This window comes from Acinetobacter sp. FDAARGOS_724 (genome assembly GCF_013364475.1).
GTDB classification, from domain to species: Bacteria; Pseudomonadota; Gammaproteobacteria; order Pseudomonadales; family Moraxellaceae; genus Acinetobacter; species Acinetobacter variabilis.
In genome coordinates, this window is the sequence record NZ_CP054908.1 from 2,562,763 (window position 1) to 2,585,453 (window position 22,691).

26 protein-coding genes and 1 pseudogene are annotated in these 22,691 nt (G+C 42.9%); 2 read left to right on the forward strand and 25 right to left on the reverse strand.

Annotated elements, in window-relative coordinates:
- Nucleotides 1-43: 43 nt before the first annotated feature.
- Entirely contained in the window at nt 44-1,195 is a 1,152-nt protein-coding gene (gene zapE / locus FOC32_RS13430; protein WP_034702312.1) for a cell division protein ZapE, read from the reverse strand.
- An 83-nt stretch (nt 1,196-1,278) separates the two neighbouring features.
- Complete coding sequence (locus tag FOC32_RS13435; protein ID WP_034702310.1) at nt 1,279-2,286, reverse strand: helix-turn-helix domain-containing protein; 1,008 nt, start codon at nt 2,284-2,286, stop codon at nt 1,279-1,281.
- A gap of 144 nt (nt 2,287-2,430) precedes the next feature.
- Here FOC32_RS13435 and FOC32_RS13440 point away from each other — a divergent pair.
- Together FOC32_RS13440 and FOC32_RS13445 are read left to right on the forward strand one after the other, a co-directional pair.
- Nucleotides 2,431-3,927: pseudogene (locus tag FOC32_RS13440) on the forward strand (flavin-containing monooxygenase).
- A 65-nt stretch (nt 3,928-3,992) separates the two neighbouring features.
- Complete coding sequence (locus FOC32_RS13445; RefSeq protein ID WP_004783979.1) at nt 3,993-4,901, forward strand: lysine exporter LysO family protein; 909 nt, start codon at nt 3,993-3,995, stop codon at nt 4,899-4,901.
- Between the two features lie 75 nt (nt 4,902-4,976).
- Here the strand turns inward: FOC32_RS13445 and FOC32_RS13450 are convergent, their stop codons facing one another.
- The 23 genes from FOC32_RS13450 to FOC32_RS13560 all read right to left on the reverse strand — a co-directional run bounded on the left by FOC32_RS13450 (nt 4,977) and on the right by FOC32_RS13560 (nt 22,687).
- Nucleotides 4,977-5,198 (reverse strand): hypothetical protein, encoded by a 222-nt coding sequence (locus tag FOC32_RS13450; protein ID WP_004783980.1) that lies wholly within the window; start codon nt 5,196-5,198, stop codon nt 4,977-4,979.
- 87 nt (nt 5,199-5,285) lie between these two features.
- Nucleotides 5,286-5,966, reverse strand: a complete 681-nt coding sequence (pyrF, locus tag FOC32_RS13455; RefSeq protein WP_004783982.1) for an orotidine-5'-phosphate decarboxylase — start codon at nt 5,964-5,966, stop codon at nt 5,286-5,288.
- Nucleotides 5,967-6,207: 241 nt separating this feature from the next.
- On the reverse strand, nt 6,208-6,573 hold the full coding sequence (locus FOC32_RS13460) for a lipopolysaccharide assembly protein LapA domain-containing protein (RefSeq protein WP_004783984.1): 366 nt from the start codon (nt 6,571-6,573) through the stop codon (nt 6,208-6,210).
- A gap of 22 nt (nt 6,574-6,595) precedes the next feature.
- A complete protein-coding gene (locus FOC32_RS13465; RefSeq protein WP_004783986.1) occupies nt 6,596-6,901 on the reverse strand; it encodes an integration host factor subunit beta in 306 nt (101 codons plus the stop codon).
- A gap of 164 nt (nt 6,902-7,065) precedes the next feature.
- The gene (gene rpsA / locus FOC32_RS13470; RefSeq protein WP_004783987.1) at nt 7,066-8,742 is read right to left on the reverse strand and encodes a 30S ribosomal protein S1; all 1,677 of its coding nucleotides are present in this window, start codon (nt 8,740-8,742) and stop codon (nt 7,066-7,068) included.
- A gap of 110 nt (nt 8,743-8,852) precedes the next feature.
- On the reverse strand, nt 8,853-9,536 hold the full coding sequence (gene cmk, locus FOC32_RS13475; protein ID WP_034702305.1) for a (d)CMP kinase: 684 nt from the start codon (nt 9,534-9,536) through the stop codon (nt 8,853-8,855).
- A gap of 14 nt (nt 9,537-9,550) precedes the next feature.
- Nucleotides 9,551-9,985: an SRPBCC family protein gene (locus FOC32_RS13480; protein ID WP_004783989.1), complete on the reverse strand. Its 435-nt coding sequence runs from the start codon at nt 9,983-9,985 to the stop codon at nt 9,551-9,553.
- 62 nt (nt 9,986-10,047) lie between these two features.
- Nucleotides 10,048-10,563 carry a tRNA adenosine(34) deaminase TadA gene (gene tadA, locus FOC32_RS13485; RefSeq protein ID WP_004783990.1) on the reverse strand — a complete coding sequence of 172 codons (516 nt, stop codon included), beginning with the start codon at nt 10,561-10,563 and terminating at the stop codon, nt 10,048-10,050.
- 6 nt (nt 10,564-10,569) lie between these two features.
- Nucleotides 10,570-11,691: an enoyl-CoA hydratase/isomerase family protein gene (locus FOC32_RS13490; protein WP_004783991.1), complete on the reverse strand. Its 1,122-nt coding sequence runs from the start codon at nt 11,689-11,691 to the stop codon at nt 10,570-10,572.
- Nucleotides 11,688-12,401 carry a uracil-DNA glycosylase gene (ung, locus tag FOC32_RS13495; protein WP_004783992.1) on the reverse strand — a complete coding sequence of 238 codons (714 nt, stop codon included), beginning with the start codon at nt 12,399-12,401 and terminating at the stop codon, nt 11,688-11,690. Before ung ends, FOC32_RS13490 begins: the two co-directional genes overlap by 4 nt.
- Before the next feature lie 45 nt (nt 12,402-12,446).
- Nucleotides 12,447-13,043, reverse strand: a complete 597-nt coding sequence (locus FOC32_RS13500; protein WP_175967783.1) for a 6-pyruvoyl trahydropterin synthase family protein — start codon at nt 13,041-13,043, stop codon at nt 12,447-12,449.
- 158 nt (nt 13,044-13,201) lie between these two features.
- A complete protein-coding gene (gene gspK, locus FOC32_RS13505; protein ID WP_175967784.1) occupies nt 13,202-14,176 on the reverse strand; it encodes a type II secretion system minor pseudopilin GspK in 975 nt (324 codons plus the stop codon).
- 14 nt (nt 14,177-14,190) lie between these two features.
- Nucleotides 14,191-14,817: a type II secretion system minor pseudopilin GspJ gene (gene gspJ / locus FOC32_RS13510; RefSeq protein ID WP_034702301.1), complete on the reverse strand. Its 627-nt coding sequence runs from the start codon at nt 14,815-14,817 to the stop codon at nt 14,191-14,193.
- Entirely contained in the window at nt 14,814-15,290 is a 477-nt protein-coding gene (gspI, locus tag FOC32_RS13515; RefSeq protein WP_171064816.1) for a type II secretion system minor pseudopilin GspI, read from the reverse strand. The genes gspJ and gspI overlap by 4 nt, the downstream gene beginning before the upstream one ends.
- 97 nt (nt 15,291-15,387) lie before the next feature.
- Nucleotides 15,388-15,936 (reverse strand): type II secretion system protein, encoded by a 549-nt coding sequence (locus FOC32_RS13520; RefSeq protein WP_004783997.1) that lies wholly within the window; start codon nt 15,934-15,936, stop codon nt 15,388-15,390.
- Nucleotides 15,937-15,945: 9 nt separating this feature from the next.
- Nucleotides 15,946-16,560, reverse strand: coding sequence for a TetR/AcrR family transcriptional regulator (locus FOC32_RS13525; protein WP_004783998.1), 615 nt, complete (start codon nt 16,558-16,560; stop codon nt 15,946-15,948).
- A 40-nt stretch (nt 16,561-16,600) separates the two neighbouring features.
- Complete coding sequence (locus FOC32_RS13530; RefSeq protein WP_034702299.1) at nt 16,601-17,374, reverse strand: TatD family hydrolase; 774 nt, start codon at nt 17,372-17,374, stop codon at nt 16,601-16,603.
- Nucleotides 17,375-17,401: 27 nt separating this feature from the next.
- Nucleotides 17,402-17,743, reverse strand: coding sequence for a PilZ domain-containing protein (locus FOC32_RS13535; protein WP_005236142.1), 342 nt, complete (start codon nt 17,741-17,743; stop codon nt 17,402-17,404).
- 17 nt (nt 17,744-17,760) lie between these two features.
- Nucleotides 17,761-18,741 carry a hypothetical protein gene (locus FOC32_RS13540; protein ID WP_004784001.1) on the reverse strand — a complete coding sequence of 327 codons (981 nt, stop codon included), beginning with the start codon at nt 18,739-18,741 and terminating at the stop codon, nt 17,761-17,763.
- 14 nt (nt 18,742-18,755) lie between these two features.
- Nucleotides 18,756-19,517, reverse strand: a complete 762-nt coding sequence (kdsB, locus tag FOC32_RS13545; protein ID WP_004784006.1) for a 3-deoxy-manno-octulosonate cytidylyltransferase — start codon at nt 19,515-19,517, stop codon at nt 18,756-18,758.
- A gap of 12 nt (nt 19,518-19,529) precedes the next feature.
- Nucleotides 19,530-20,534 (reverse strand): tetraacyldisaccharide 4'-kinase, encoded by a 1,005-nt coding sequence (lpxK, locus tag FOC32_RS13550; protein ID WP_004784010.1) that lies wholly within the window; start codon nt 20,532-20,534, stop codon nt 19,530-19,532.
- A gap of 3 nt (nt 20,535-20,537) precedes the next feature.
- Nucleotides 20,538-22,265, reverse strand: a complete 1,728-nt coding sequence (gene msbA / locus FOC32_RS13555) for a lipid A export permease/ATP-binding protein MsbA (RefSeq protein ID WP_004784013.1) — start codon at nt 22,263-22,265, stop codon at nt 20,538-20,540.
- On the reverse strand, nt 22,265-22,687 hold the full coding sequence (locus FOC32_RS13560) for an ExbD/TolR family protein (RefSeq protein WP_004784014.1): 423 nt from the start codon (nt 22,685-22,687) through the stop codon (nt 22,265-22,267). The genes msbA and FOC32_RS13560 overlap by 1 nt, the downstream gene beginning before the upstream one ends.
- Nucleotides 22,688-22,691: the final 4 nt, after the last annotated feature.

Consider the following 22,691-nt stretch of genomic DNA (forward strand, 5'->3'; position numbering starts at 1 on the left):
AAATGCATAAAAAAGCGCCGGTCATGACCAGCGCTTGTTGTATTTATTCAGGCTCGCTCGAAGCTATTTTCTCGATCTGGCGATGTTCAGAATGCAGGTATTCATCTGACTGCATTTCCAATAAGCGTGAACGAGTCCGTTCAATTTCGAAAGCCAGTCGCTCACCTTTATAAAGATCAACGATATTATCTTCTGAGGTCAATAGTAATTTGACTCCACGGTCATAAAATTCATCGACCAGATAAATGAAACGGCGTGTGGCATCATTCAGGAAATCGGTTAAATGCGGCACATTGCTGACTAATACCGTATTGTAAATATTCGCAATTTCAATGAAGTCAGCTGGGCTACGCGGTTTTAGACACAGTTCAGAGAACTCACACCACAAGACATCTTCAGTATGGGCTACAGTTTCCACAATACGGTTATTGATGATGATTGACTCTTGAGAAGAGATTTGGGTTTGAGTCAGTGCAGTATAGCGATGTGCCAACCAGTTTTTATTGTCATGCGTTAGTGGATATTTGAATAACTGTGCCTGCTTTAAGACACGTAAACGGTAATCCACACCGGCATCTACATTCAGAATGACACAGTTTTTCTTGACCATTTCAATGGTTGGCAGAAAACGGTCACGGTGAATCCCATTTTTATATAAACCATCTGGCGCAATATTCGAAGTCGCCACCAGCGTAATGCCACGCTCAAACAGCTTCTGGAACAGATCACTCAGGATCATGGCATCTGTCACATTAGATACAAAAAATTCATCAAAGCAGATCACCACAGCATCTTTATAAATCTGATCCGCTACCAGATCTAGCGGATTGCGCTGACCTGAAAGCTTGTTTAACTCACGATGCACATGCTGCATGAAATGGTGAAAGTGCATACGGGTTTTACGGCGAAATGGAATCGACTCATAGAACTGATCCATGAGCCAGGTCTTTCCACGACCGACTCCGCCCCACATATATACGCCTTTTGGCGAAGTCTGACGACGGAAGCGACGAAAGGCTTTTTTAGAAGCTTTGAAGCGCTGAATTAATTCCAGCCAGGTACGATTCAGCTCATGTACTGCCATGGCCTGTGCATCATCAGGCATAAACTGTCCTGAAGACAAAGCCTGTGCATAACGTTCTGCAGGAGAGATCGGACTAAAAGCGGTGCTGTGCTGTGAATTAAAATCGGACATAGGTTTCGTACTATTCAGGATCTGTTTAATTATAGCGGAGTTTAGAACGCACACTATAACACTTTGGCATTAACTAACTTAGGCTATTTTATATATTGCCGAGGACTTTGCCCAAACCAGCGCTTAAAGGCATGGTTAAAAGCAGCCGGTTCGGAATAACCCAATAACTCTGCAATCATTTCAATCGAATACTGTTTATATTCAATGAGTCGTAAAGCTTTATCTTTAATAATCTCTTCGCGAATCTGTTTATAACTGGTATCGAACTGCTGTAATTGATGGCGTAAAGTACGTTCTGGAATATTCAGAGCCTGAGCCGTTTCAGCCATACTCGGCATCAAACCGGTTTGCAACTCCAGATAATCCTGTACTCGCTGTACCACAGTTGGGACATCAGCATCTTCTGCCAGACGTTCCAGTTCAGCCAGACACTTTGCCTCATAAACTGCAAAGGTCTCCGCATCTGCTGAAGGAATCCGGATATCCAGAATGGCCTCATCAAACCAGAATGCAGCTCTTGCAACACCAAACTGTACCTGTGTTCCATAATAATCACGATAGATTTTCTGGGTAGCAGATTGTTCCGGTGCGGCGAAAGGCAGTTCAATCTGCAGGTCAGGTTTGGACAGGCCCATCATCTTGTAAATATCGCGAATGAACTTGAATGTACCTGAAATCTCAGCTTGCGCGACCAGCATTCCCAGATGGTCTTCCGTTTTCTTGGGATAATAGCAAAGCGCACTGTGGTACTCACTTTGCTCCAGTCCCAACTGGCCGGTAAGATGCGTCAATTGCTGAAAACGAATTACCTGATGCATCGCATCCCGTACGGTTGGACTGGTCACCAGCAACATCAGCAAAGGCCCATAACCTGCCAATGCATAATGCTGGCCGATCGATAAACCCTGTTCTGGCTGGATATCCTGACCCACCACCTTGAGCACATCATATTCCACGCTTGGGTGAATGATTGAAGTCGGATCAAGCGCATCAACACGCAAGCCGATATTTTGCAGTTTTTGATCGACCTCTATACCAGCCTTGCGCATGCCCTGGATCAGATACATCAGACTGAGAACAGAACGTTTCATAACTATACGAATACAATGTGATAGCTCTAGTTGTACTATAAAAATAAACCGTCGGCTATTGCCGTTTAGATCAATTTTATATCTAATAGCCAGTTAATAAATCAAGATAATTATCCATTATTAAAATAAGCAAGGAATGCGAAGATGCTGGACAATACACGCCTTACCCACACTCATCCTTATACCAAAGTGGCCATTATCGGTGCCGGTTTTGGCGGGATAGCGATGGCAATACGTTTACAACAGTAAGGCATCCATGATTTTATTATTTTAGAAAAAGATAGCGATTTTGGGGGAACCTGGCGCGATAATCAGTATCTGGGAGCGGCCTGTGATGTGCAATCACATATGTATTCCCTTTCCTTTGCACCCAAAACTGACTGGTCAAAACGCTATGCCGAAGCACCGGAAATTTTCAGCTATATTCAAGATTTAGTCAGTCATTATAATCTTCGGGCTTTTGCTCGGCTGAATACCGAAGTACTTGGGGTTCATTACCAGTAAGACCGATGCTTATGGTAAATCCATCTGCAGGATCAAAGCATTCTGGAAGCTCAGTTTGTAGTATTTGCCTCTGGTCCTTTACATGTTCCTCAAATTCCCCATATTACGGGCATTGAAAAATTTAAGGGTAAAATCTTTCACTCTTCTCACTGGGATCATCATTATGATCTCAAGGGAAAAAATGTTGCATCGATTGGGGCTTGTGGCAGTGCAATTCAATATATCCCTAAAATTGCACCCAAATGCAAACAGCTCTATGTCTTTCAACGTACTGCGGCTTGGGTTATTCCACGGGATGAGCGCCTATATCATGACCTGGAAAAAAAGCTGTTTTCCAAATATGAATGGTTCCGCAAGTTACACCGGATTCGTCTGTACTGGTCTAATGAGTCGCGTGTAGTGCCTATCGTTAAACCAACTGTCATGAAATATGCTCAGAAACTCGCAGAAGCTTATATTCGCTATCAGGTCAAGGACAAGGAAACTGCCAAGAAATTGACCCCAGATTACATCATGGGCTGCAAACGGATTCTGGTGTCTAACCAATACTTCCCTACCTTTAACCGTAAAAATGCGGAACTAGTGACTGAAGGTATTCGTGAAGTGACCGAAAACAGTACTATTACTGTAGATGGTAAAGTACGTCCGATTGAGTGCCTGATCTACGGTACCGGATTTATTACCGATCCAAGAATTTATCTGAAAAATTTCGATTGCACTGGCCTGAATGACATTCACTTAACTGATGTCTGGAAAGATGGTGCCGAAAGCTATTATGGAATCTGTGTTAAAGGTTTTCCGAATCTGTTCCAGCTATTAGGACCGAATACTGTGTTGGCACATAACTCAGTGCTTTTTATGATTGAAGCGCAAGTAAGTTATATCCTGCAAATGATCGCCCTAGTAGATCAATCACATAGTAATGCGATTGTGGCCAAAGATCAGGTACAGGAAAAATTCAATCAGGATGTCCAACATATGCTGGACAATACGGTCTGGCAATCTGGCTGTATCAGCTGGTATCAACAAGAAGGTGGGAAAAATTTTGCCTTATGGCCCACCTATACCTGGAAATACTGGCTCAAAACCAAAACCCTTAATGCAGCAGATTATTATTTTTTAAATAAAGCCAGTTAAAAGTCCCTCACATTCATAGGGCTAGCGATGGCATAATAAAGACTGATTTATCATACTTTTTTATTATGCAATCGCTTTGGTTAGTATCCCAGCTTCTGGTCTGTTTAGCGCTTGGTTTTGTTTTTGCAAAACGGCTTCCTGCTTCACTCACGAAAATATGCTTTAAGGTTCTTCCATATTTCAGTTATATTTTGCTGATTGCCATCGCTTTTGAGTTTTCTGAGCTTCTGACGGAATTACCTTACCCTGCCCAGATTCTAAATACCTCTATTACAATTGCTTTTCTCACCTCTATTGGGGCATTTGGCTGTTGTTATCTGCTATTTAAATGGGCAGATTTCCAGCCTTCTTCTGGACGAGTCTCGACTGAGCTAGTGATTAAATCACTAATCAATATCAGTTATGCATTCTTTGCCTTAGCTGCTGGCTATCTACTACATTATAGTTTCACTCAAATGGGGCTTTCTGTTCAAATCAGCACTTGGCATTTATTACTGGTCTTTATGTTTCTGATTGGACTGGATCTTGCCTACTCACCACTTGACCGCTCATGGTTAAACTGGAAAATCCTGCTGGTTCCGGCAGGTTGTATTGCTGGTTCATGCGTGGCTGCAATTGCCTATTCTTTCTGGAATCCGGATATTCATTTAAAAGACCTGATTATGCTGTCGCAAGGTTATGGTTTTTATTCCATGTCGGGTGTTGTCATCACGGAACTGAGAAATGCAGAACTGGGTAGTATTGCCCTGATGAATGACCTGTTTCGGGAAATTTTTGCGATTTTACTGATGTATTGTGCCGGCTGGCGTTACCCAAGATCAGCAATTTCTGCTGCAGGTGCGACTGCGATGGATGTGACTTTACCCATGGTCAAACAGGCTTGTGGCAATGATTTTATTCCACATGCCATGGTGAGCGGTTTTATTTTATCTATATTGGCGCCAGTAGCGGTAAGTGTGTTGGCGGTAATTTAAAAATACCTCCCGACCTCCCTTTCATAAAGGGGGATTTAGGGGGATTCAATTAGAAATAAAATAAACTACGGAATATTAAAAATTCAAATCAACCCTACTCAATGAATCCGCTACTGTCTCCATCATCTCTGAAGCGAGTTCTACAATATCTATGCTATCAAGGCCTGACATCCAGTCCCATGAACCCGACTGTGCCTGTTGTTTATATTTTTCCTGCTGTTCGAACTGATCTGCTATTTTTTCCATTTCCAGCCTTTGTTCTAGCATTTTTTGTTCTGGTGTCTTTATTATTCTCATTTGAAATTCCTTTTTATTTTTATACAGCTTTTCTCAATGTATAAAAAAAGCCTTTCATATGAAAGGCTTTTCAGCGGGTAGCCGGAATTACAATGTTGCCAAAATATCTTTTAGAGTTTGACGAGGATTTTCCGACTTGGTAATTGGTCGACCAATGACCAGATGTGTTGAGCCATCCAGCATTGCCTGTTTTGGTGTCACAATACGTTTTTGATCGTCTGCATTTGAACCTTCAGGACGAATCCCAGGAGTGACCAGTGCAAAGTCTTGTCCAATGCTTTCACGCAGCATTTTCGCTTCTTGTGCGGAACAGACCACTCCATCTAAGCCACTGTCTTTAGTCAGTTGAGCCAGACGTTTTACATGTTCATTAGGTTCAATATCCAAACCAATGTCTTTCAGGTCTTCGCGTCCCATAGACGTTAATACAGTTACTGCAATAAGTTGAGTTTTATAGTTGCCTGCTTTTAAACGCTCAACACAGGTCTCCATCATTTTACGACCACCTGAAGCGTGGACGTTGACCATCCACACACCCAAGTCTGCCGCGGCACATACCGCTTGTGCAGTGGTATTTGGAATATCATGGAACTTCAGATCTAGAAATACATCAAAACCTTTATCCTGAAGTGCTTTTACAATGATAGGACCTTCATGAGTAAATAACTCTTTGCCCACTTTTACTCGGCATAAGGCAGGATCGAGCTGCTCTGCAATCCTTAAGGCATCAAATTGACTTTTAGCATCCAGTGCAACGATGATACTCATGAGAAGACCCTTCAAATTGACAAAATTAAACCATTATACGGATTAGCCCTATAACAACCAAGAATATTTTCGCAAAAATGATTTTTTTAATTCAAATTAAGTCATTTATTTATATAATTTTTATATAATTTTCTAAATACCATTAAACAATAAAAAACGCCTTAGAAGCTAAGCTAAAAGGCGTTCGATCAAAACAGGCGAAGTAAAGATTCGGTAGATTACTTCTACTTGTCATTTTCGTTTAAAGCGGTGCCGATGGCCTGTCATTAGAATTAATATCTAATACTGTTTTCTCATGTCGTGTATGAGCCGCCGCTTCTGCTGCCATCATCTTGGCAGTATTCAACTGTTCTTTACGTAGATGCTCAATATCTTTACGTAGTCGTTTAATTTCCCAATTGTTCTGAAAAACGCGGAAAACCTGCACACCGAGTAACAAGCCAACCACTATTCCTAAGGAAAGAGTCAAAAGGAGCAATAACCCTAAACGCATTGCAGGAACTTGAGTAAATAACAAGTCCACTGAGACCTCAGTCCCGTTTTGCAACACCAAAGCTAATGAATAGCCAAAGACGAGCAATAAAAGAATGACCAGAACGTAACGCATGAACACCCCGTAAATATCTTGTTTATTTGCTTGCGGATTCGTTTACTGCATCACGAAGTGCTTTACCTGGCTTAAAGTGTGGAACAGCTTTTGCTGCAACTTCAACAGATTTACCAGTTTTAGGATTACGACCCACGCGAGGCTCACGATGATGTAATGCAAAGCTGCCAAACCCGCGAATCTCAATACGGTTATCAGATGATAAAGCTTCAATCATTTGATCAATCATAATTTTAACTGCTTCTTCCACTAAAGGTTCAGCCAAATGCGGATTCTTTAGCGCGATGCGCTCTATTAAGTCAGACTTATTAAGTGCTTCAGTAGTCATCTGCGACCTCTTTAATTATCAAGCTACTCGGGATCTATTTTCCGATAATAACCTGTTTAAATACAAAACGGTAGCGCAATAATTAAATACTACGCTACCGTTTATAGTATTTGTGTAAAAAGTATTACTTAATTTACATTAACAATACAATTCACCATCTACTCTTAGTGATTCATTTGCGCTTTGATCAAGTCACCAATAGTTTTAGGACCATTGTCTTGACCAGCAGCAGCTGTTTTCAGATTTGCAACAGCTTCTTTCTCTTCAGCTTCGTCTTTCGCTTTGATAGACAAGTTGATAGAGCGAGATTTACGATCTACATTAATGATCTTAGCTTCAACTTCTTGACCAACTTCAAGGAATTTAGTCGCATCTTCAACGCGGTCGCGGTTGATTTCAGATGCTTTAAGAGTTGCTTCAACTTCATCAGCTAACTTAACAGTAGCGCCTTTAGCGTCAACTGCAGTTACAGTACCTTTAACAAGCGCACCGCGTTCGTTAGCAGCTAAGAAATCGTTGAACGGATCGCTGTTCAATTGTTTGATGCCAAGGCTGATACGGTTGCCTTCAGCATCTACAGACAGGATAACTGCTTCAACAGTGTCACCTTTCTTGTAACGACGGATAGCTTCTTCGCCTTGTTCGTTCCAAGAGATGTCAGACAAGTGAACTAGACCATCGATACCACCTGGTAATCCGATGAAGATACCGAAGTCAGTGATTGACTTGATAGTACCAGATACTTTTTCACCTTTATCGTGGTTCTTAGCAAACTCTTCCCATGGGTTAGCACGAGTTTGTTTGATACCAAGAGAAATACGACGACGTTCTTCGTCCACTTCAAGAACCATAACGTCAACTTCGTCACCGATCTGAACAACTTTAGATGGGTGGATGTTTTTGTTAGTGTGGTCCATTTCTGAAACGTGTACTAGACCTTCAACGCCTTCAGCGATTTCTGCGAAACAGCCGTAGTCAGTCAGGTTAGTTACGCGAGCTTTAACGATAGAACCTTTAGGATAACGGCTCATGATCGCTAACCATGGATCTTCACCTAATTGTTTAAGGCCTAAAGATACGCGGTTACGTTCGCGGTCGAATTTAAGTACTTTAACAGTAACTTCTTGACCCACTTCAACAACTTCTGATGGGTGCTTGATACGTTTCCAAGCCATGTCAGTGATGTGAAGAAGACCGTCGATACCGCCAAGGTCAACGAACGCGCCGTAATCAGTAAGGTTCTTAATAGTACCAGTAACTGTTTGACCTTCTTCAAGCTGAGCAAGAAGAGCTTCACGGTCAGCTGAAGATTCAGCTTCCATAACAGCACGACGTGAAACAACAACGTTGTTACGTTTAGCGTCAAGTTTGATTACTTTAAATTCTAACTCTTTGCCTTCTAAGTGAGTAGTATCACGAATAGGACGAGTATCAACTAAAGAACCTGGAAGGAACGCACGAACTGGACCGATGTCAACAGTGAAACCGCCTTTAACTTTACCAGAGATAACACCAGTAACGATTTCGCCGTCTTCAAAGATTTTTTCAAGTTTAGTCCAAGTCTCAGCGCGTTTAGCTTTTTCGCGAGAAAGAACTGTTTGACCCATACCATTGTCAAGTGCTTCAACAACTACGTCTACAGTGTCGCCAACTTGAACTTCAAGTTCGCGCTGTTCATTTAAGAACTCAGCACGGTCAACAACGCCTTCAGATTTAAGGCCAGTGTCAACAGTTACCCAATCAGAGTCGATGCTTACTACAACGCCTTGGATGACTGCACCCTTTTCAACGTTGAGGTTTAATTCGCTTTCTTCAAAGAGGGCTGCAAAAGATTCGGTCATGATATATCCGATAAAGTCAGCGGTCTTGGATCAGACAAGGCCGGTTTAATTAAGCGTCTACATAGTCCATATAAAACTGATCAAGCTATGCATCTGCTGAAATAATAGGGTTATTGAGCTAATTGCTGATCCACATACGTGGTCATCAGCTTAAATACTTCATCGATATTCAAATCTGAACTGTCGATGATGTAGGCATCAGCAGCAGGTTTGAGCGGAGCGACAGTGCGTTCCATATCTCGTTTATCCCGCGCTTCGATATTAGCTAAAATGTCGTTTATTTTAACATCCAGCCCCATACCCTGCAACTGCTTTACACGTCTTTGCGCACGGGATTCAGCCGAAGCTGTCAAATAAATCTTAGCTTGTGCATCTGGGAAGATACTGGTCGCCATATCGCGGCCATCTGCCACTAGACCAGGAGCTTGAGCAAAAGCATGTTGACGGGCCACCATAGCAGTTCTAAGTTCAGGAATTGCAGCAACTTTTGAAGCATACTCACCCACCCGTTCGGTACGGATAGTTTGGGAGACATCTTCACCATTCAGCCATACCTGAACACCTGATTCAGTGCTGAAAAATTGGATATCCAAATTTGTTGCAATTTGTACGCATTCAGCCAGTTGAGTATCCAGTTCATCGAGTAAATTATGGTGATGCAATGACAGTCCTAATAAACGATACAAAGCCCCTGAATCCAGTAAATGAAAATGGTAGTGTGCTGCCAGTTTTGCAGCCAGTGTGCCTTTGCCAGATCCACTTGGACCATCAATGGTAATAATTTGAACTGTCATTACTTTCCCGTTATTTATACAGATTTTGCAAGTTTTGCGAGGCCTAGTTTAATCCCTGTCTTGAGCTGTGCAAGAATTAATTTACTGACAAATGGAAGACGTGCCTGCAATTCTATCGTATAAGTCACCAGACTTTTGTTATCGTCCAATGCTTCAAATTCAATAATACCCAAATGATGTTTAATCAAAGGATTCTTTACGATCTTGTATTCAATACGGGAGTTCGGCTCTAGCAAGGTAATTTGCTCTTTTAGCGGCTTGACTGGACCTAAACCCATACTACGCACAGAACCCACACCATCTGGGCGCTCAGGGTCTGCCGAATCCTTAATCCGTTCCACCTGCATTGGTGCAAAAGCCACGTTATAAGCATCGTGTTTAGACAGCAATTCAAAAACCTTATCAATCGCTGCTGGGAATTCTTTTTTTACCTGAATCGCATTTTTCATTTTTCTTTTTCCTGAAAATAAATGATTTTAAAGTGAGCAAAGTTTAACGAATTAGATTCGATTTATTTATGAGCATTCAGTAATTTTTCTTGCAATTTCAGCTGACGTTTTTGTTCACGACGCAACTTGAAAAATGCACTGAGCTGTTCAGCACACTGCTGCTGCATACAGCCCGAGTCAAATGGAAATACATGATTATAGTAGCCGGTCTCAAAAAGCTTGCGTGCACTCACCAAAGAACCTGCTTTAGGCTCAGTTGTACCAAAAACGACCCGCGAAATACGCGAATGCACCAATGCCCCTACACACATGGTGCACGGTTCCAGAGTTACATAGAGGACAGCATCTTCAGGCAGGCGGTAGTTTTTTAGGCTCTGACAGGCTTCACGTAATGCTACGATTTCAGCATGTGCAGTCGGATCATTTAAAGAAATTGGCGCATTGTAGCCACGGCCAATAACCTGATTTTGGCTGACAATCACAGCACCTACAGGAATTTCACCCTGCTCAGCAGCAAGTGCAGCCTGCTCATAAGCAAGCTGCATCCAGTATTCATCGGTAAATTGTGTTTCGGACATTCAGACTTAAATCACACCATAGTGTTTGAGTAGCTCATTCCAGCTTTCAATAGTGGTTACCGGTGGATTCTGAGACAGAATGCCTTTCAAGCTTAAATCACTGCCTTTTTGCCATTCTGGAGACAGGTCTTTATCAACCAGACGTGCACGCACGCCTTCAACAAAGTCAGGATGACGGATTTTCCAGTCTGAAATCTGGGTTTCCAGTTCGAAAATTTCATTCCAGGAATGAACCTGTTTACCCCATTGCCATAATAACCAGCTTAGAGCAGCGGTTGCAGGTGAACCTTTTTGCAGGTTTTCGCTGGCCTGACGCAACCAGTCACTGCGCGCATCACTTAAACCAATAATCGATTCATAATCGTGCTCGAAGTTTACGCCACGACATACACTGTGGATTACATCCAGTGAGTTTTGCAAAGGACCCGGGCCTACCGGACGGTGCATGCTATTCAAGGTGTCATCAATCGCACGGAAATCCCCAGCTGGATAATGTTCCCAGTCTATATTTACGACCTTATCTAATACTGAATCACGCTGTGCATCACAGATATGAGTCGCCCAGCCAATACCGTAAGCACCCGCAGCAGTCATAATGGAACCCGTTAAACCTGTAAACAGGCCAATCGCTCCACGGTCTGCTAGGAAGCGGGTCGCACCCACATCTGGATATAAACCAATATTAATCTCAGGCATGGCCAGACGTGAATACGGCGTCACCAAACGGAATGGAGCCGCCATAAACAGGCCTAAACCACCACCCATAACATAACCTTCACCCCACACCAATACCGGCTTGGCATAGTTATGCAGTAATAAATCTAGCGCATATTCCTGTTCAAAAAACTTATTGGCGGTTGCCACTTCATCATTAATTACTAACTGACGCAGCTTACGTACATCGCCACCGGCACAAAATGCTTTCGGGGTAGTTGAATCCAGCCAGATCGCTTTTACGCTGTCATCTGTATGAAAGTCCTGAAAGACTTCTAGCAATGCTGAAACCAGAGATTCATCTAAAGCGTGTAATGATTTTGGACGATTCAGGCGAACAATGCGCCAGCCATTATTGGCTTGTTCAACAATCAGGTCCGGATGGTAAGGTGTAGTTACAGGAGAATAAGTCATGCGTCCAGCTGCCAATCTATAGGCTCAATGCCATGTTGTTTGAGATAATTATTCGTTTTCGAAAAAACTTTACAACCAAAAAAACCACCCCGGTTTGCTGACAAAGGCGAAGGATGTGCTGCCTTTAAGACCAGGTGTTTATTTTGATCAATGCGCTGTCCTTTACGCTGTGCGTATGCGCCCCAAAGAATAAAAACGATATGTTCACGTTGTTCATTCAATACATCAATGACGTGATCTGTGAATTCTTCCCAGCCACGTTTCTGATGTGAAGTTGGCTGTGCTGCCTCTACAGTCAGTACAGCGTTGAGCAGAAGTACACCCTGTTCCGCCCAATGAGTTAAATCACCATGTTTAGGGATTTTTACGCCTAAATCATTATGTAACTCATGAAAAATATTACGTAAAGATGGAGGTAATGCAACCCCTTTTTGCACCGAGAAGCTTAAACCATGCGCCTGATTCGGGCCATGATAAGGGTCCTGACCAATGATGACCACTTTGACCCGGTCTAATGGCGTTGTATTCAAAGCATTAAAAATCAGGTGATTCGGTGGATAAATCACCTTGTCTGCTTTTTTTTCTTCAATTAAAAATGTTTTTAACGCATCCATTTTCGGGCTCAGTAAAAACTCACTGAGTCCATATTTCCAGCTGTCATCTAACTGAACTTTATTCAGTTTCGCAATTTGCTGTTCATTTAAAGACATGCTTCAATCCTAAATCTATGTCAGTCTGCGTTTATATTTGAATTTTTAAGGCTGGACTTGCAGATCCACAGCCGGGTTATGAAATGGAAGATCCTGTTTCAGTTTCGTAAACATCTCTGAATCTGTCCATTCTGCCCGGACCTGCTCCGAGAATTCAATCTGTTCCAGGCTAAGTGAACCCATCTGTTCATTCTGGATATCTTCCAGGAAGCTTTGCGCATAGCCCGTATCAGTTTCATGGACAATCACAGAGTAAACTTCAACATCCCCTTCACCATTCTGAGTAATGGTGGATGCCAATACCTGCTGAGCCAAGAAGAAGAAAATACGTGAAAACTGTTCTGCAGACGGTGAAACTGGCAAAGATACCCAGCGTGCACTAAAGTTTTTACATGCCTGAATATATTCAGGATCATCTTTTTGCCAGAAGCAGATCGCATGGTCAAAAGAATCAAAGAAATCCTTAATCACCCCTTTGAGCAGACCAAAATCATATACCATCTGGCCATGATCCAACTTCGACGCTTTCAGCAATAACTCAACTTTATAACTGTGACCGTGGATCGAACGTTTACACCGATCCGAGGTGCAGTTACGCACAATATGAGCATTTTCAAACTTAAATAACTTACGAATTAACATATGCCGTAATGTCGTCAAAAAATAGGTGAATTAATTTCAATTATAAAGCAAAAGTAAACCTATGAGGATTAATTTTGCAGTTCATCATGATAGGGAAAAGGGATTAAGGCTACGCGAATTAAATTCAAGAAATGAGAGCATTCTAAAATGATGATATTTTAAAAAGGCGCCATGCTTCGATAGGCAACATAAACCTTCTTGTCCTGCCGCACCAGATCACTACTAAACTGACGTTTACGTTCACTCAGCATCACTTCGATACGTGCTTTAAAGTGATTGGATTGCACTCCAAGCAGGTTATTAAACAGGTTATGTTTGGCTGCATCCACCTGAGCAAAGGGTTCTAGTGTCCAGAGATCAGCCACATTGGAAAAATATTCCAGATTCGCCTGACGGTGATCCAGCAATTGCTGCACAGCATTCACATCCAGCTTTTCATCCATGCTCGCCAAAAGAAATGCAGATGCGGTATTAATATTGACCTTAGTATCTGCTGCTACAGACGCAGTACTTAGATAAGGTGCAATTAATTTGTACTTGTTTTCTTCAAAGCCTCGTACCAATTTCAGCTCTTCAACGCTATGAAATTTGGCATTCGGAGGCAGAGAACCATTCGGCAATCCCTGATAATAAATGGACTCTGCACCCATTGGTCCACTCGGCATTTCATCTTCATCCTGCCAGTCGATCACGGCTTCACTCAACTGCTCTGGCAAACCAGCACGTTTTAATATCAACTCAAACCAGGCTTTAGCATTTTCATTCACTGTGCCTTCTGCTGTAATCAGGCTATTTAAATTAAACTTACCCGACTCATCTTGCAATATTCCCGAGACATAGCCATCTTCAACCGGAAAAGCCGGCATCGGCTGCGCCCAGGTTTCATTTAAATGATCAACTTCTGCTGCATTCTCGGCGTCATCGACCAGCAATTCAGAAAAAAACGCTTCAGCACTTTTGGCATACATCAAAGACTGGTTTTGTCGCATTAAATAAGCGGTACTTTCAGCAGTTGCAGCCTGACGTTTAGCAATAGTCGCAGCCAAAATAGTTGCAAGAGCCACCATCACTAGAATGGTAATCAGAGCAATCCCCTTCTGCTGTTTGATCATCATTGCTTTGTTCTTCTGCATTTTATTATTCTTTGTCAGGTTAACTTTTGGGCTTCAAGCAGGAAATCTGTATTCAATAAACTGAAAATCCACTCATAACTGACCCCATTAACCATTAAGTTGATTTTAATGCCTTTAGGCAGACGTTGTTTTTGCTCAACCTGATTTAAATCAAAAGATGAGTCTGGCCATTGGATCAATTCGTTCGGATTAAGCACTACGATCTGAAACTGCTCAACATCGGACAACAACACACTGGATTCAGGTTGATCACGACCGGTCTGGTTTAAATTTCGGTATTTCAAGCGATATAGTTTTTGTTCATCTGCCCGGTACTGATATTCAACCCGTTCATCTGGAGAAGTCCCCTCTTCCAAAGGATCGGTAACTCCAGTCTTACTAAAGTTAAAACGCCCGTTTTGCAAAACCAGTGCCGGCTGAATATCACCATTAATATTGGCCGTTAAAGGCACCGCCTGTACCGTATCACGCAAGATCTGCTGATAAGTATCTTGCAACTGACTTAAGCGCTGTTCATGCACCGCATTACGGTCTTTGGTTTGTATAATATAATCAAATACTTTCCAGCCTAGAGCAGACAGTACGGCGAAAATAGCAATAGCAACCAGTAGTTCGACCAGCGTAAATCCCTTTGACTTCATGGCGCTTCATTCATCCGGTGATTAAAGAACATCAAGCTGCTAATTCCATTTTCTGCCTGACCAGTTTCAGTGTTGACCAGACTCACCTGTAATTCAATACGTTGTACATTAGGACTTACAGTAGGCTCACTGCGCTTATCAATTTGCCAGGTTTCGCCCTGCTGGGTGAGTTGTTTAGATTCAGTACCAGTGAGCCACTGCTGATTGATTTCCATCAGTGCCGCTTCATTCAAGGCAACAAACTGGGCTTGGGTTCTCAAAATGGCATTCGAAGTCGATTGGGTATATTGCATGGCAACTTTAGTCAGGGTCATGGCTGCTGTGGCAAAGATCGCCAGCGCCACCATCACTTCCAGCAAGGTAAATCCTGAGGCACGCTTAAGTCGAGTAATCCTCGACCTGAGCGGCATTGTCGCGCAAGAAAGTCCAAAAGCTATGCTTGAGGAGCCGCGATGAGTGAAATGCTGTTTCATCGCTGCGCAAGACGAAGAGCTATACTCGGAGTGCGCACGATCAGCATTTGACTTAAACGGCTTGATTACATCAGCTCCGGCACTCTGCTTGAAAACCCTAGCTTTCATGGACTTTACCCAAGTGATCAATTTCAATCGGATTGCCCACTTCACGATCTTCCAGATAGAACTGGATTCTGACCGGTTTAACTTCACCATTACCCAACCAGATCAGCTGGGGTGCATTGGCTTCAGTGAGATCCCGATTTTGGGCATTATTATAACGCTGCTCTAAAGGCTGAATCCGGAAAGAGACCTGCTCCGGTAAACTGCGCAGATTAAACTCCGCATAATTTTGCCATTTCTGCTGATTTAAAGTTGATTCTGCCTGATTAGGTGAACGATATTCCACGACCCCGTAGCGAAATGGTGAAACATCAGTGACAGCCTGAACATCAAGCGCAAGAATACGGGATTGATCATTAGCTTCCCGCAAGATCCGCTGCAAATCCAGTAACAGGACTTCCCGCGCCTGCATTGCCTTGCGCTGATCTACCCCACCAATATTCAATACAACTAGTGATGCCATAATACTCATAATCACAATCACCACCATCACTTCGATTAGAGTGAATCCACGAATGGAGGCATGATGTGATCTGATCATAGGCAACTCTTAGGCGAACTGCTCGGCAGGATGGACCTGTTTCGGTAAAGCTAAAGCTTGATCAATAAGGGCAACGCGCAAGGTATCGCGTGAACCAAGATAGCGCTGGTAGAAACTGGAGTTAAGAATAGCAGCTGCACCATGGGTCAATGACCAGATTGAGGCCAGATAATCACGCACCGACATGTTGCTATTGATCGAAGCCAGATAGCTTTCAGTCATACGGATAATCAGACGTAAGCGCTGTTTTCGAACCTGATAAAGTTCGCTAAACAGGTGCTGAATTCCAACACCTGTTGTAGAAAGACGTTCTTCAATCTGATGAAAAAGGACAGTACGTTCAGGGTGATGCAGATGGTGCAACATAAAGAAAGCCAGATGTTCAGGAAAAGCCTTGTCACTATCCTGAATCATTTCCAGCAACATGCGCTCATTACGGATAATCAGCAGCATGTACAATTCATCTTTACTCTGAAAATGCTTGTAAAGAGTGCCTTTGGCCAGATCCAGTTCTGCTGCCAGTGCATCCAGGGTCATCCCGGCTTCACCATTTTCTAGCAGTAATTGTTCTGCGACTTGAAAAATCAAGGTTTCTCTTGCTCGAAACTGAGCCTGACGATCCATCTTCACCCTATAACTCTCTTGTACTCTTATCTAACTTTATTTACTTCGAATTCAGAAGATTCTCAAAGTTCTGCTTTGTGATATAAGCCATTTCTTCTAGCGACTTATCATATACATCGCAAAGGGCTTTGGCTACATAAGGAACGTATTTTGGTTCATTAGATTTGCCACGATATGGCATTGGAGCAAGGTAAGGACTATCCGTTTCGATTAAAACACGATCAAGTGGAACCTGTTTGGCAACGTCACGCAAATCCTGGGCATTTTTAAAAGAAACAATACCGGAGAAAGACACATAGTAACCGCAGTCTAAAACAGCTTTAGCGGTTTCCCAGTCTTCGGTAAAACAGTGCAAAATGCCATGGGTAGATTTCTCTGCACGAATAATATCAACCGTGTCATGCTTGGCAGAACGGGTATGCACGACGACAGGTTTTTTCACGATTTGTGAGGCATGGATATGGCGTGCAAAACAGTCTTTCTGCTCGGCAATAAAATCAGTACTGTGATAATAATCGAGTCCTGTTTCACCCAACGCCCAGACTTTTTCTGGCTGTGCCAGTTCAACCAGATATTCAGTAGTCGCACGTGCCATTGTCGCGACATCTTCGCAAGGATGTACACCGACGGTATAACCGACATCAGGATGACGGGCCGCGATTTTAGCCAGCTCGATATGATCATCCAGATCCACCGAGATACTCATAAACTTGGATACGCCTGCTTCACGGGCCTGAACAAGCGCCTGATCCAGATCACCATTATAAGGTGTTAAATCGAGCAGTGTTAAATGACAATGAGTATCTACAAACACAATGAGTTCCTACCGAAGGTAAATTAACTACATAGTGTAACTTTTACGTCCATCAGATTTAAGACCTGCAACCAGACGATCTGCTTCATTTTTGAAGAAAACGCCTTTTTCACCGGTGAGCTGAATCCCAAAACCTTGTGGCTTGATGCCATTCTGCTTTTGAGATATCCAGATTACTTTTCCGGTTAATGGAATTTTCTGCGTCTGTTCAGGTAAAGTCGTCAAAACAAATACTTCTTCACCCAGCTTGACTGGTTGCTTGGAAGGAATAAAAAGTCCACCACCTACAACATATGGCATATAACTGGCAAATAACGTTTCAATATCCGGAATATTGGCCTGAATAATACCGCCCATACGTGGTTGCATCTTGTTTTCCCCTTAAGCTAAAGATTCATCAGCTTGATACACAATTCATCGAGCACCAGATTACTTTGTACGTTCTGCTCAAGATATTGTTTGGCTCGCTGAAAATCCTCATAAATTTCAAAAAGTGTTTCCAATGAATATTGTTCGGCCAATACATTAAAGTCCAGATCAATGTTTTTTACGGCCTGATTTAGCTTGACACAAATTAAATCGGACAACAAGTATTCAAACATTTGACCAAATTCACCAAAACTCAGGCTTTTATTCCATTTAGTCGCAATTGCCATGGGCATATTTTTTTGAATAGCCAGTTTTTTCCAGTCTTCTATGAATTCCTGACGTAGTGGCAGCCATGAACTTTGTGCAACCTCAACCGCTTGCAAAGGCATCTGATTGGATAAATTCATCAATAACTGCTGCTGGCTCGAACCTGCTTCAGGTAATTGCACTTCTACATATTCACTGAATTGCACTGATGAAATCCGGTCCAAAGCAAAATGCTGTAAACGGCTGCGAATAGTTGCAGGCAATTTCAGATAATGATCCGCAAGTAAAATGATGACAATATTTTCACCCGGTTCTTCCAGAGTTTTCAGCAAGGCATTAGAAGAGGCAATATTTAATGCTTCAGCGGGTTCAATGACAATGACGCGCCAGCCATCCACGGTCTGCTGTACAAAAGGCAGAAGATCACGGATTTTTTCAATTTTAATTTTGGCATTCTGTTTTTTATTATCTTCATCAGTACTGATATAGACGTAATTCGGATGGGTATCCGCTTTCAGCCACTGACAACTACCACACTCACCGCATGGGCCATCAGGCTGACGATTTAGGCATAAAACCCAGGCTAGAAACTGTTGGGCAAAGGCTTCTTTACCACAGCCTTTTTTTCCATAGAACAATAAACCATGCCCAAGCTTAGGAAAACGCCCGGTTAGCGTATCCCAAACCTGTTGCTGCCATGGATAAATCTGTGCATTGACATCAAGCGGCATGGAGAATTCTCAAATTAAGCAAAAGAAGATGGATCCATCTGGTTCAAGCGGTCCAGATCTTCCTGCGTATCGACACCTGGCGGTAAATTGGCTTCTGCCACAGCAATGGCAATACGGTGACCATTTTCCAGTACACGTAACTGTTCTAAAGATTCCAGTTTTTCCAGCACACCTATTTCCCAGGTTACATATTCCTGTAGCAGTTTTACTCGGTAAGCATATAAACCCAAATGACGATAAGCCCGATCATGCAGTTTTTGTTCAGTCAGCTTTGCACCATCACGGTCATAAGGAATCGTAGCACGACTAAAATACAATGCCTGATTGTGCTTAGACATCACAACCTTAACGATACTGTCACGCTTAAATTCCTCTAAATGATGAATTGGCTCACATAGAGTCGACATTGAGCAAGCTGGCTGATCTTCTAAGAGTTGCGCGACCTGTTTAACTAACTGGGCTGGCAATAAAGGTTCATCACCCTGTACATTCACGATAATGTCATCACTCGCCCAGCCCTTGATTCGAGCTACTTCACTTAGACGATCCGTACCTGATGGATGATCTGCTGAAGTCAGGACCACATCAACGCCTTCAGTACGGCAGACTTCAGCAATACGCTCATCATCTGTCGCCACACACAGGTCATCAAAGCCTTGTACTTTTTTAGCCTGATCCACGACACGCAGAATCATTGGACGACCATGGATTTCCAGCAAAGGTTTACCCGGCAAACGTGAACTGGAGAAGCGTGCAGGAATAACTATATGTTTCATCGTAAATAAACCTTAGGAAATAGAAATACCCTGTTGCTCTAATTGCTGCTGCAAAATTGCATAACAGGCAGGTGACAAGACTGCATCGACCGGCACCACCCAGATATCGCGCTGATAATCTGGATACTGTTTAAGTAATGCCACAATTTTAACTGCATCTTTTTCAGTAGTAATAATCGGACTATTGTCATCGAATTGCAGATCTTCAATTTCATAATCATGATGGTCTGGAAATTCGTGACACTGAAATTGCTGCAGCCCCAGATGTTCTAGCGTTTGATAAAAACGCTGCGGAAAACCGATGCCGACTACTGCATAAAAAGCCGCAGTTGGATCAAAGCTTTTGATGACATCCTGATTTAATAGATAGGGCTGAGAGGCTGCAAGATGCATATGCAAAGGCGAAACTGGATTTGCTGCATGTTCAATCACGGTACCTTTTTCCAACCGGGTAACGGGTTCACGCAGATAACCTTCAGGTAAAAGTTTCTGGTTACCCAAGCCTCGGTTATTATCCAGCACAATCCATTCAATCTGCCGATTTAAAGCCCAGTGCTGCAAACCGTCATCACAAATAATTAAATCCAGTGCATGCTTTTCTAGCAGAAGCTCAATGCTCTTCTGGCGATTTGGCCCCACAGCCATCGGCACACCAGTCGCTTGGACAATTAAGGCTGGTTCATCCCCTACCACTTCAGGCAAGGTATTTAAATCGACATAAGCAGGAAAAGGACCTTTACCACCATAACCTCGGCTGATCACACCAATCCGTAAGCCTTTTTCATTAAGGTAATCCACCAGATGAATCAGTAAAGGTGTTTTACCACTCCCACCTACGGTAATATTTCCAATCACCATTACTGGAATAGGTGCGGTATAACTTTTCTTGATCCCTTTACGGTAAAGCCAGTGATTGCAGACAAAGCCCAAACGGTAAAGCCATGACAAAGGACGCAGCACAACCAGCCACTTTGCCTGTGTATTCCAAGCATCCTGAATGATCTGTGCCAAAGCCATGACTTAATGTTCCTCGAAATTACGTTGGTGCAGCTGATAATAAGCACCTTGGCGTGCAATCAGCTCAGCATGATTGCCCTGCTCTATAATACGACCTTGATCCATCACGACAATGCGATCGGCATTTTCAATTGTTGATAGACGGTGCGCAATCACAATCGTAGTCCGATCTTGCATCGCCTGATCAAAGGCACGCTGAATAAAGTATTCTGACTCATTATCCAGCGCACTGGTCGCTTCATCCAGAATCAGAATCGGTGCATTTTTCAAAATGGCACGGGCGATGGCAATACGCTGACGCTGACCACCTGACAGATTCAGACCTTGAGCACCCAGTGGCGTATCATAACCTTGTGGCAAGGCCATAATAAAATCATGGGCATAAGCTGCTTTTGCCGCTGCAATGATTTCTTCATCACTCGCATTTTCTAGCTGGCCATAAGCAATATTTTCACGAACAGTACGGTTAAACAGCACTACCTGCTGGTTTACCATCGCGATCTGGGTACGTAAAGCAGTCAATTCATAATCAGTAATCGGTTTTTGATCCAGCAAAATTTGCCCGGATGTAGCTTCCTGATAACGTACCAACAGATTCACTAGAGAGGTTTTGCCTGCTCCTGAACGTCCAACCAATGCGACAGTCTCGCCCGCTCTCACTTCCAGGTTAAAGTCATGAATCGCATGGTGACCATCGCCATAAACCAGATTGACATCTTTAAATTGAATATTGCCTTTTAAGGCATCATTGAGTTTGCCAGTATTATGCTCTTCAGGCATATCTAGCAATTCAAACACAGAATGTGCGGCCGCCATACCACGCTGAATTTTTTCATTCACATCAGTTAATGTCTTGATTGGGCGTGCCAACATGCCTGCAGCTGTAATATAAGCAACAAATTCACCCGCAGTAGTATCTCCCAGAATTTGTGGGCGCAACGCAATATACATCACGATACTGAGTGAAACTGACATGATCAGCTGTACCACTGGACTGTTCAGCTGCTGCACTGCCACCATCTTTAAGCCACGGCGTAGATTTTCCAAAGAATTCTGTTTAAAGCGTTCCTGCTCATAAATCTGACCACCAAAACCTTTGACAATCAGATTGGCATTTACAGTTTCCTGAACCACATGGTTCACATCACCCATGGTGTCCTGAACCTGTTGTGATAGCTTGCGCATCCGTTTTGAGGCTTTACTGATCACAAAACCAATCACAGGTCCAAAGATCAGAATACACATGGTTAAACGCCAGTTGGTATATAAAAGATATCCCAATAAGGCAATTGTGATCAGACCTTGCTGAATGATCGTTCTAAGTGCTTCAGTTGAGGCTGCGGTGAGCTGCTCAACGTTATACATAATTTTGGCCGTAATATGACCGCTGGTATTGTCCAGAAAATATTGCGCAGGCAAACGCAATATTTTGGCAAAGACTTCCTGACGAATATTAAATACCAGATTACGGGAGATGACCGCCGTATAATACCCACCGAGGAATAGGCCTAAGCCCCGGAAGAACATCAGTACTACCACTAAGAATGGGAAAAGTAAGGTGAAACCCTGGTCTCTGTTTTGTATCGCCTCAATGATATATTCCAGTAATTTGGCTACAGAAACTTCTGTCGCCGCATTCATAGAGAAACCAAGCAGGACAATTAAGGCTGTGCCCCAAAATGGTTTTAAATAGTTTAAAAGGCGAAGATAGACCTTAAAATCGTGCTTCACTAATAACCTCGAGTTGGTACTTTCGTACTGATGTTGACATTAACAAAGCCAAGTTGCCCTGCAACGTCCATGACACGAATAACATCCTGATGTGTCGCTTTTGCATCAGCGGCAATGACAAACATTAAATCACGACGTTCATTCGAAATCTGTTTAATTGCCGTATTTAAATCTGCTGCATCTTTACTGGCAATAGACTGACCATTCACGGCATAGTGACCATTGGCATCCACAATCACTTCAATTTTCTGGTCAAAATTCTTGGGCGGCACACCTTGCGCATCTGGAAGCGTCAGGTTCATCCGGCTCATCTGGTTAAACGTGGTTGAAAGCAACAGAAAGACCAAAATAAATAGCAGGCAATCAATCATGGGCGTCAGATTGATATGTACATCTTCCACCTGGTTACGTTTAAATTTCATGCCC

Excerpts from the sequence above, each read along its gene's own strand:
- FOC32_RS13535 (WP_005236142.1), bottom strand. The coding sequence starts at position 17,743 with ATGCAACCACGTATGGGCGGTATTATTCAGGCCAATATTCCGGATATT.
- FOC32_RS13445 (WP_004783979.1), top strand. The coding sequence starts at position 3,993 with ATGCAATCGCTTTGGTTAGTATCCCAGCTTCTGGTCTGTTTAGCGCTT.
- lpxK (WP_004784010.1), bottom strand. The coding sequence starts at position 20,534 with ATGGCTTTGGCACAGATCATTCAGGATGCTTGGAATACACAGGCAAAG.
- pyrF (WP_004783982.1), bottom strand. The coding sequence starts at position 5,966 with ATGAGTATCATCGTTGCACTGGATGCTAAAAGTCAATTTGATGCCTTA.
- kdsB (WP_004784006.1), bottom strand. The coding sequence starts at position 19,517 with ATGAAACATATAGTTATTCCTGCACGCTTCTCCAGTTCACGTTTGCCG.
- FOC32_RS13560 (WP_004784014.1), bottom strand. The coding sequence starts at position 22,687 with ATGAAATTTAAACGTAACCAGGTGGAAGATGTACATATCAATCTGACG.
- FOC32_RS13435 (WP_034702310.1), bottom strand. The coding sequence starts at position 2,286 with ATGAAACGTTCTGTTCTCAGTCTGATGTATCTGATCCAGGGCATGCGC.
- gspK (WP_175967784.1), bottom strand. The coding sequence starts at position 14,176 with ATGCAGAAGAACAAAGCAATGATGATCAAACAGCAGAAGGGGATTGCT.
- zapE (WP_034702312.1), bottom strand. The coding sequence starts at position 1,195 with ATGTCCGATTTTAATTCACAGCACAGCACCGCTTTTAGTCCGATCTCT.
- cmk (WP_034702305.1), bottom strand. The coding sequence starts at position 9,536 with ATGACAGTTCAAATTATTACCATTGATGGTCCAAGTGGATCTGGCAAA.
- gspJ (WP_034702301.1), bottom strand. The coding sequence starts at position 14,817 with ATGAAGTCAAAGGGATTTACGCTGGTCGAACTACTGGTTGCTATTGCT.
- tadA (WP_004783990.1), bottom strand. The coding sequence starts at position 10,563 with ATGTCCGAAACACAATTTACCGATGAATACTGGATGCAGCTTGCTTAT.
- gspI (WP_171064816.1), bottom strand. The coding sequence starts at position 15,290 with ATGAAACAGCATTTCACTCATCGCGGCTCCTCAAGCATAGCTTTTGGA.
- ung (WP_004783992.1), bottom strand. The coding sequence starts at position 12,401 with ATGTCTTTAAATGAACAGCAAATTGCGAAACTGAATAAAGTTCAGTTA.
- FOC32_RS13520 (WP_004783997.1), bottom strand. The coding sequence starts at position 15,936 with ATGATCAGATCACATCATGCCTCCATTCGTGGATTCACTCTAATCGAA.
- FOC32_RS13500 (WP_175967783.1), bottom strand. The coding sequence starts at position 13,043 with ATGTTAATTCGTAAGTTATTTAAGTTTGAAAATGCTCATATTGTGCGT.
- FOC32_RS13460 (WP_004783984.1), bottom strand. The coding sequence starts at position 6,573 with ATGCGTTACGTTCTGGTCATTCTTTTATTGCTCGTCTTTGGCTATTCA.
- FOC32_RS13490 (WP_004783991.1), bottom strand. The coding sequence starts at position 11,691 with ATGACTTATTCTCCTGTAACTACACCTTACCATCCGGACCTGATTGTT.
- FOC32_RS13450 (WP_004783980.1), bottom strand. The coding sequence starts at position 5,198 with ATGAGAATAATAAAGACACCAGAACAAAAAATGCTAGAACAAAGGCTG.
- FOC32_RS13480 (WP_004783989.1), bottom strand. The coding sequence starts at position 9,985 with ATGAAAAATGCGATTCAGGTAAAAAAAGAATTCCCAGCAGCGATTGAT.
- rpsA (WP_004783987.1), bottom strand. The coding sequence starts at position 8,742 with ATGACCGAATCTTTTGCAGCCCTCTTTGAAGAAAGCGAATTAAACCTC.
- FOC32_RS13465 (WP_004783986.1), bottom strand. The coding sequence starts at position 6,901 with ATGACTACTGAAGCACTTAATAAGTCTGACTTAATAGAGCGCATCGCG.
- FOC32_RS13540 (WP_004784001.1), bottom strand. The coding sequence starts at position 18,741 with ATGCCGCTTGATGTCAATGCACAGATTTATCCATGGCAGCAACAGGTT.
- FOC32_RS13525 (WP_004783998.1), bottom strand. The coding sequence starts at position 16,560 with ATGGATCGTCAGGCTCAGTTTCGAGCAAGAGAAACCTTGATTTTTCAA.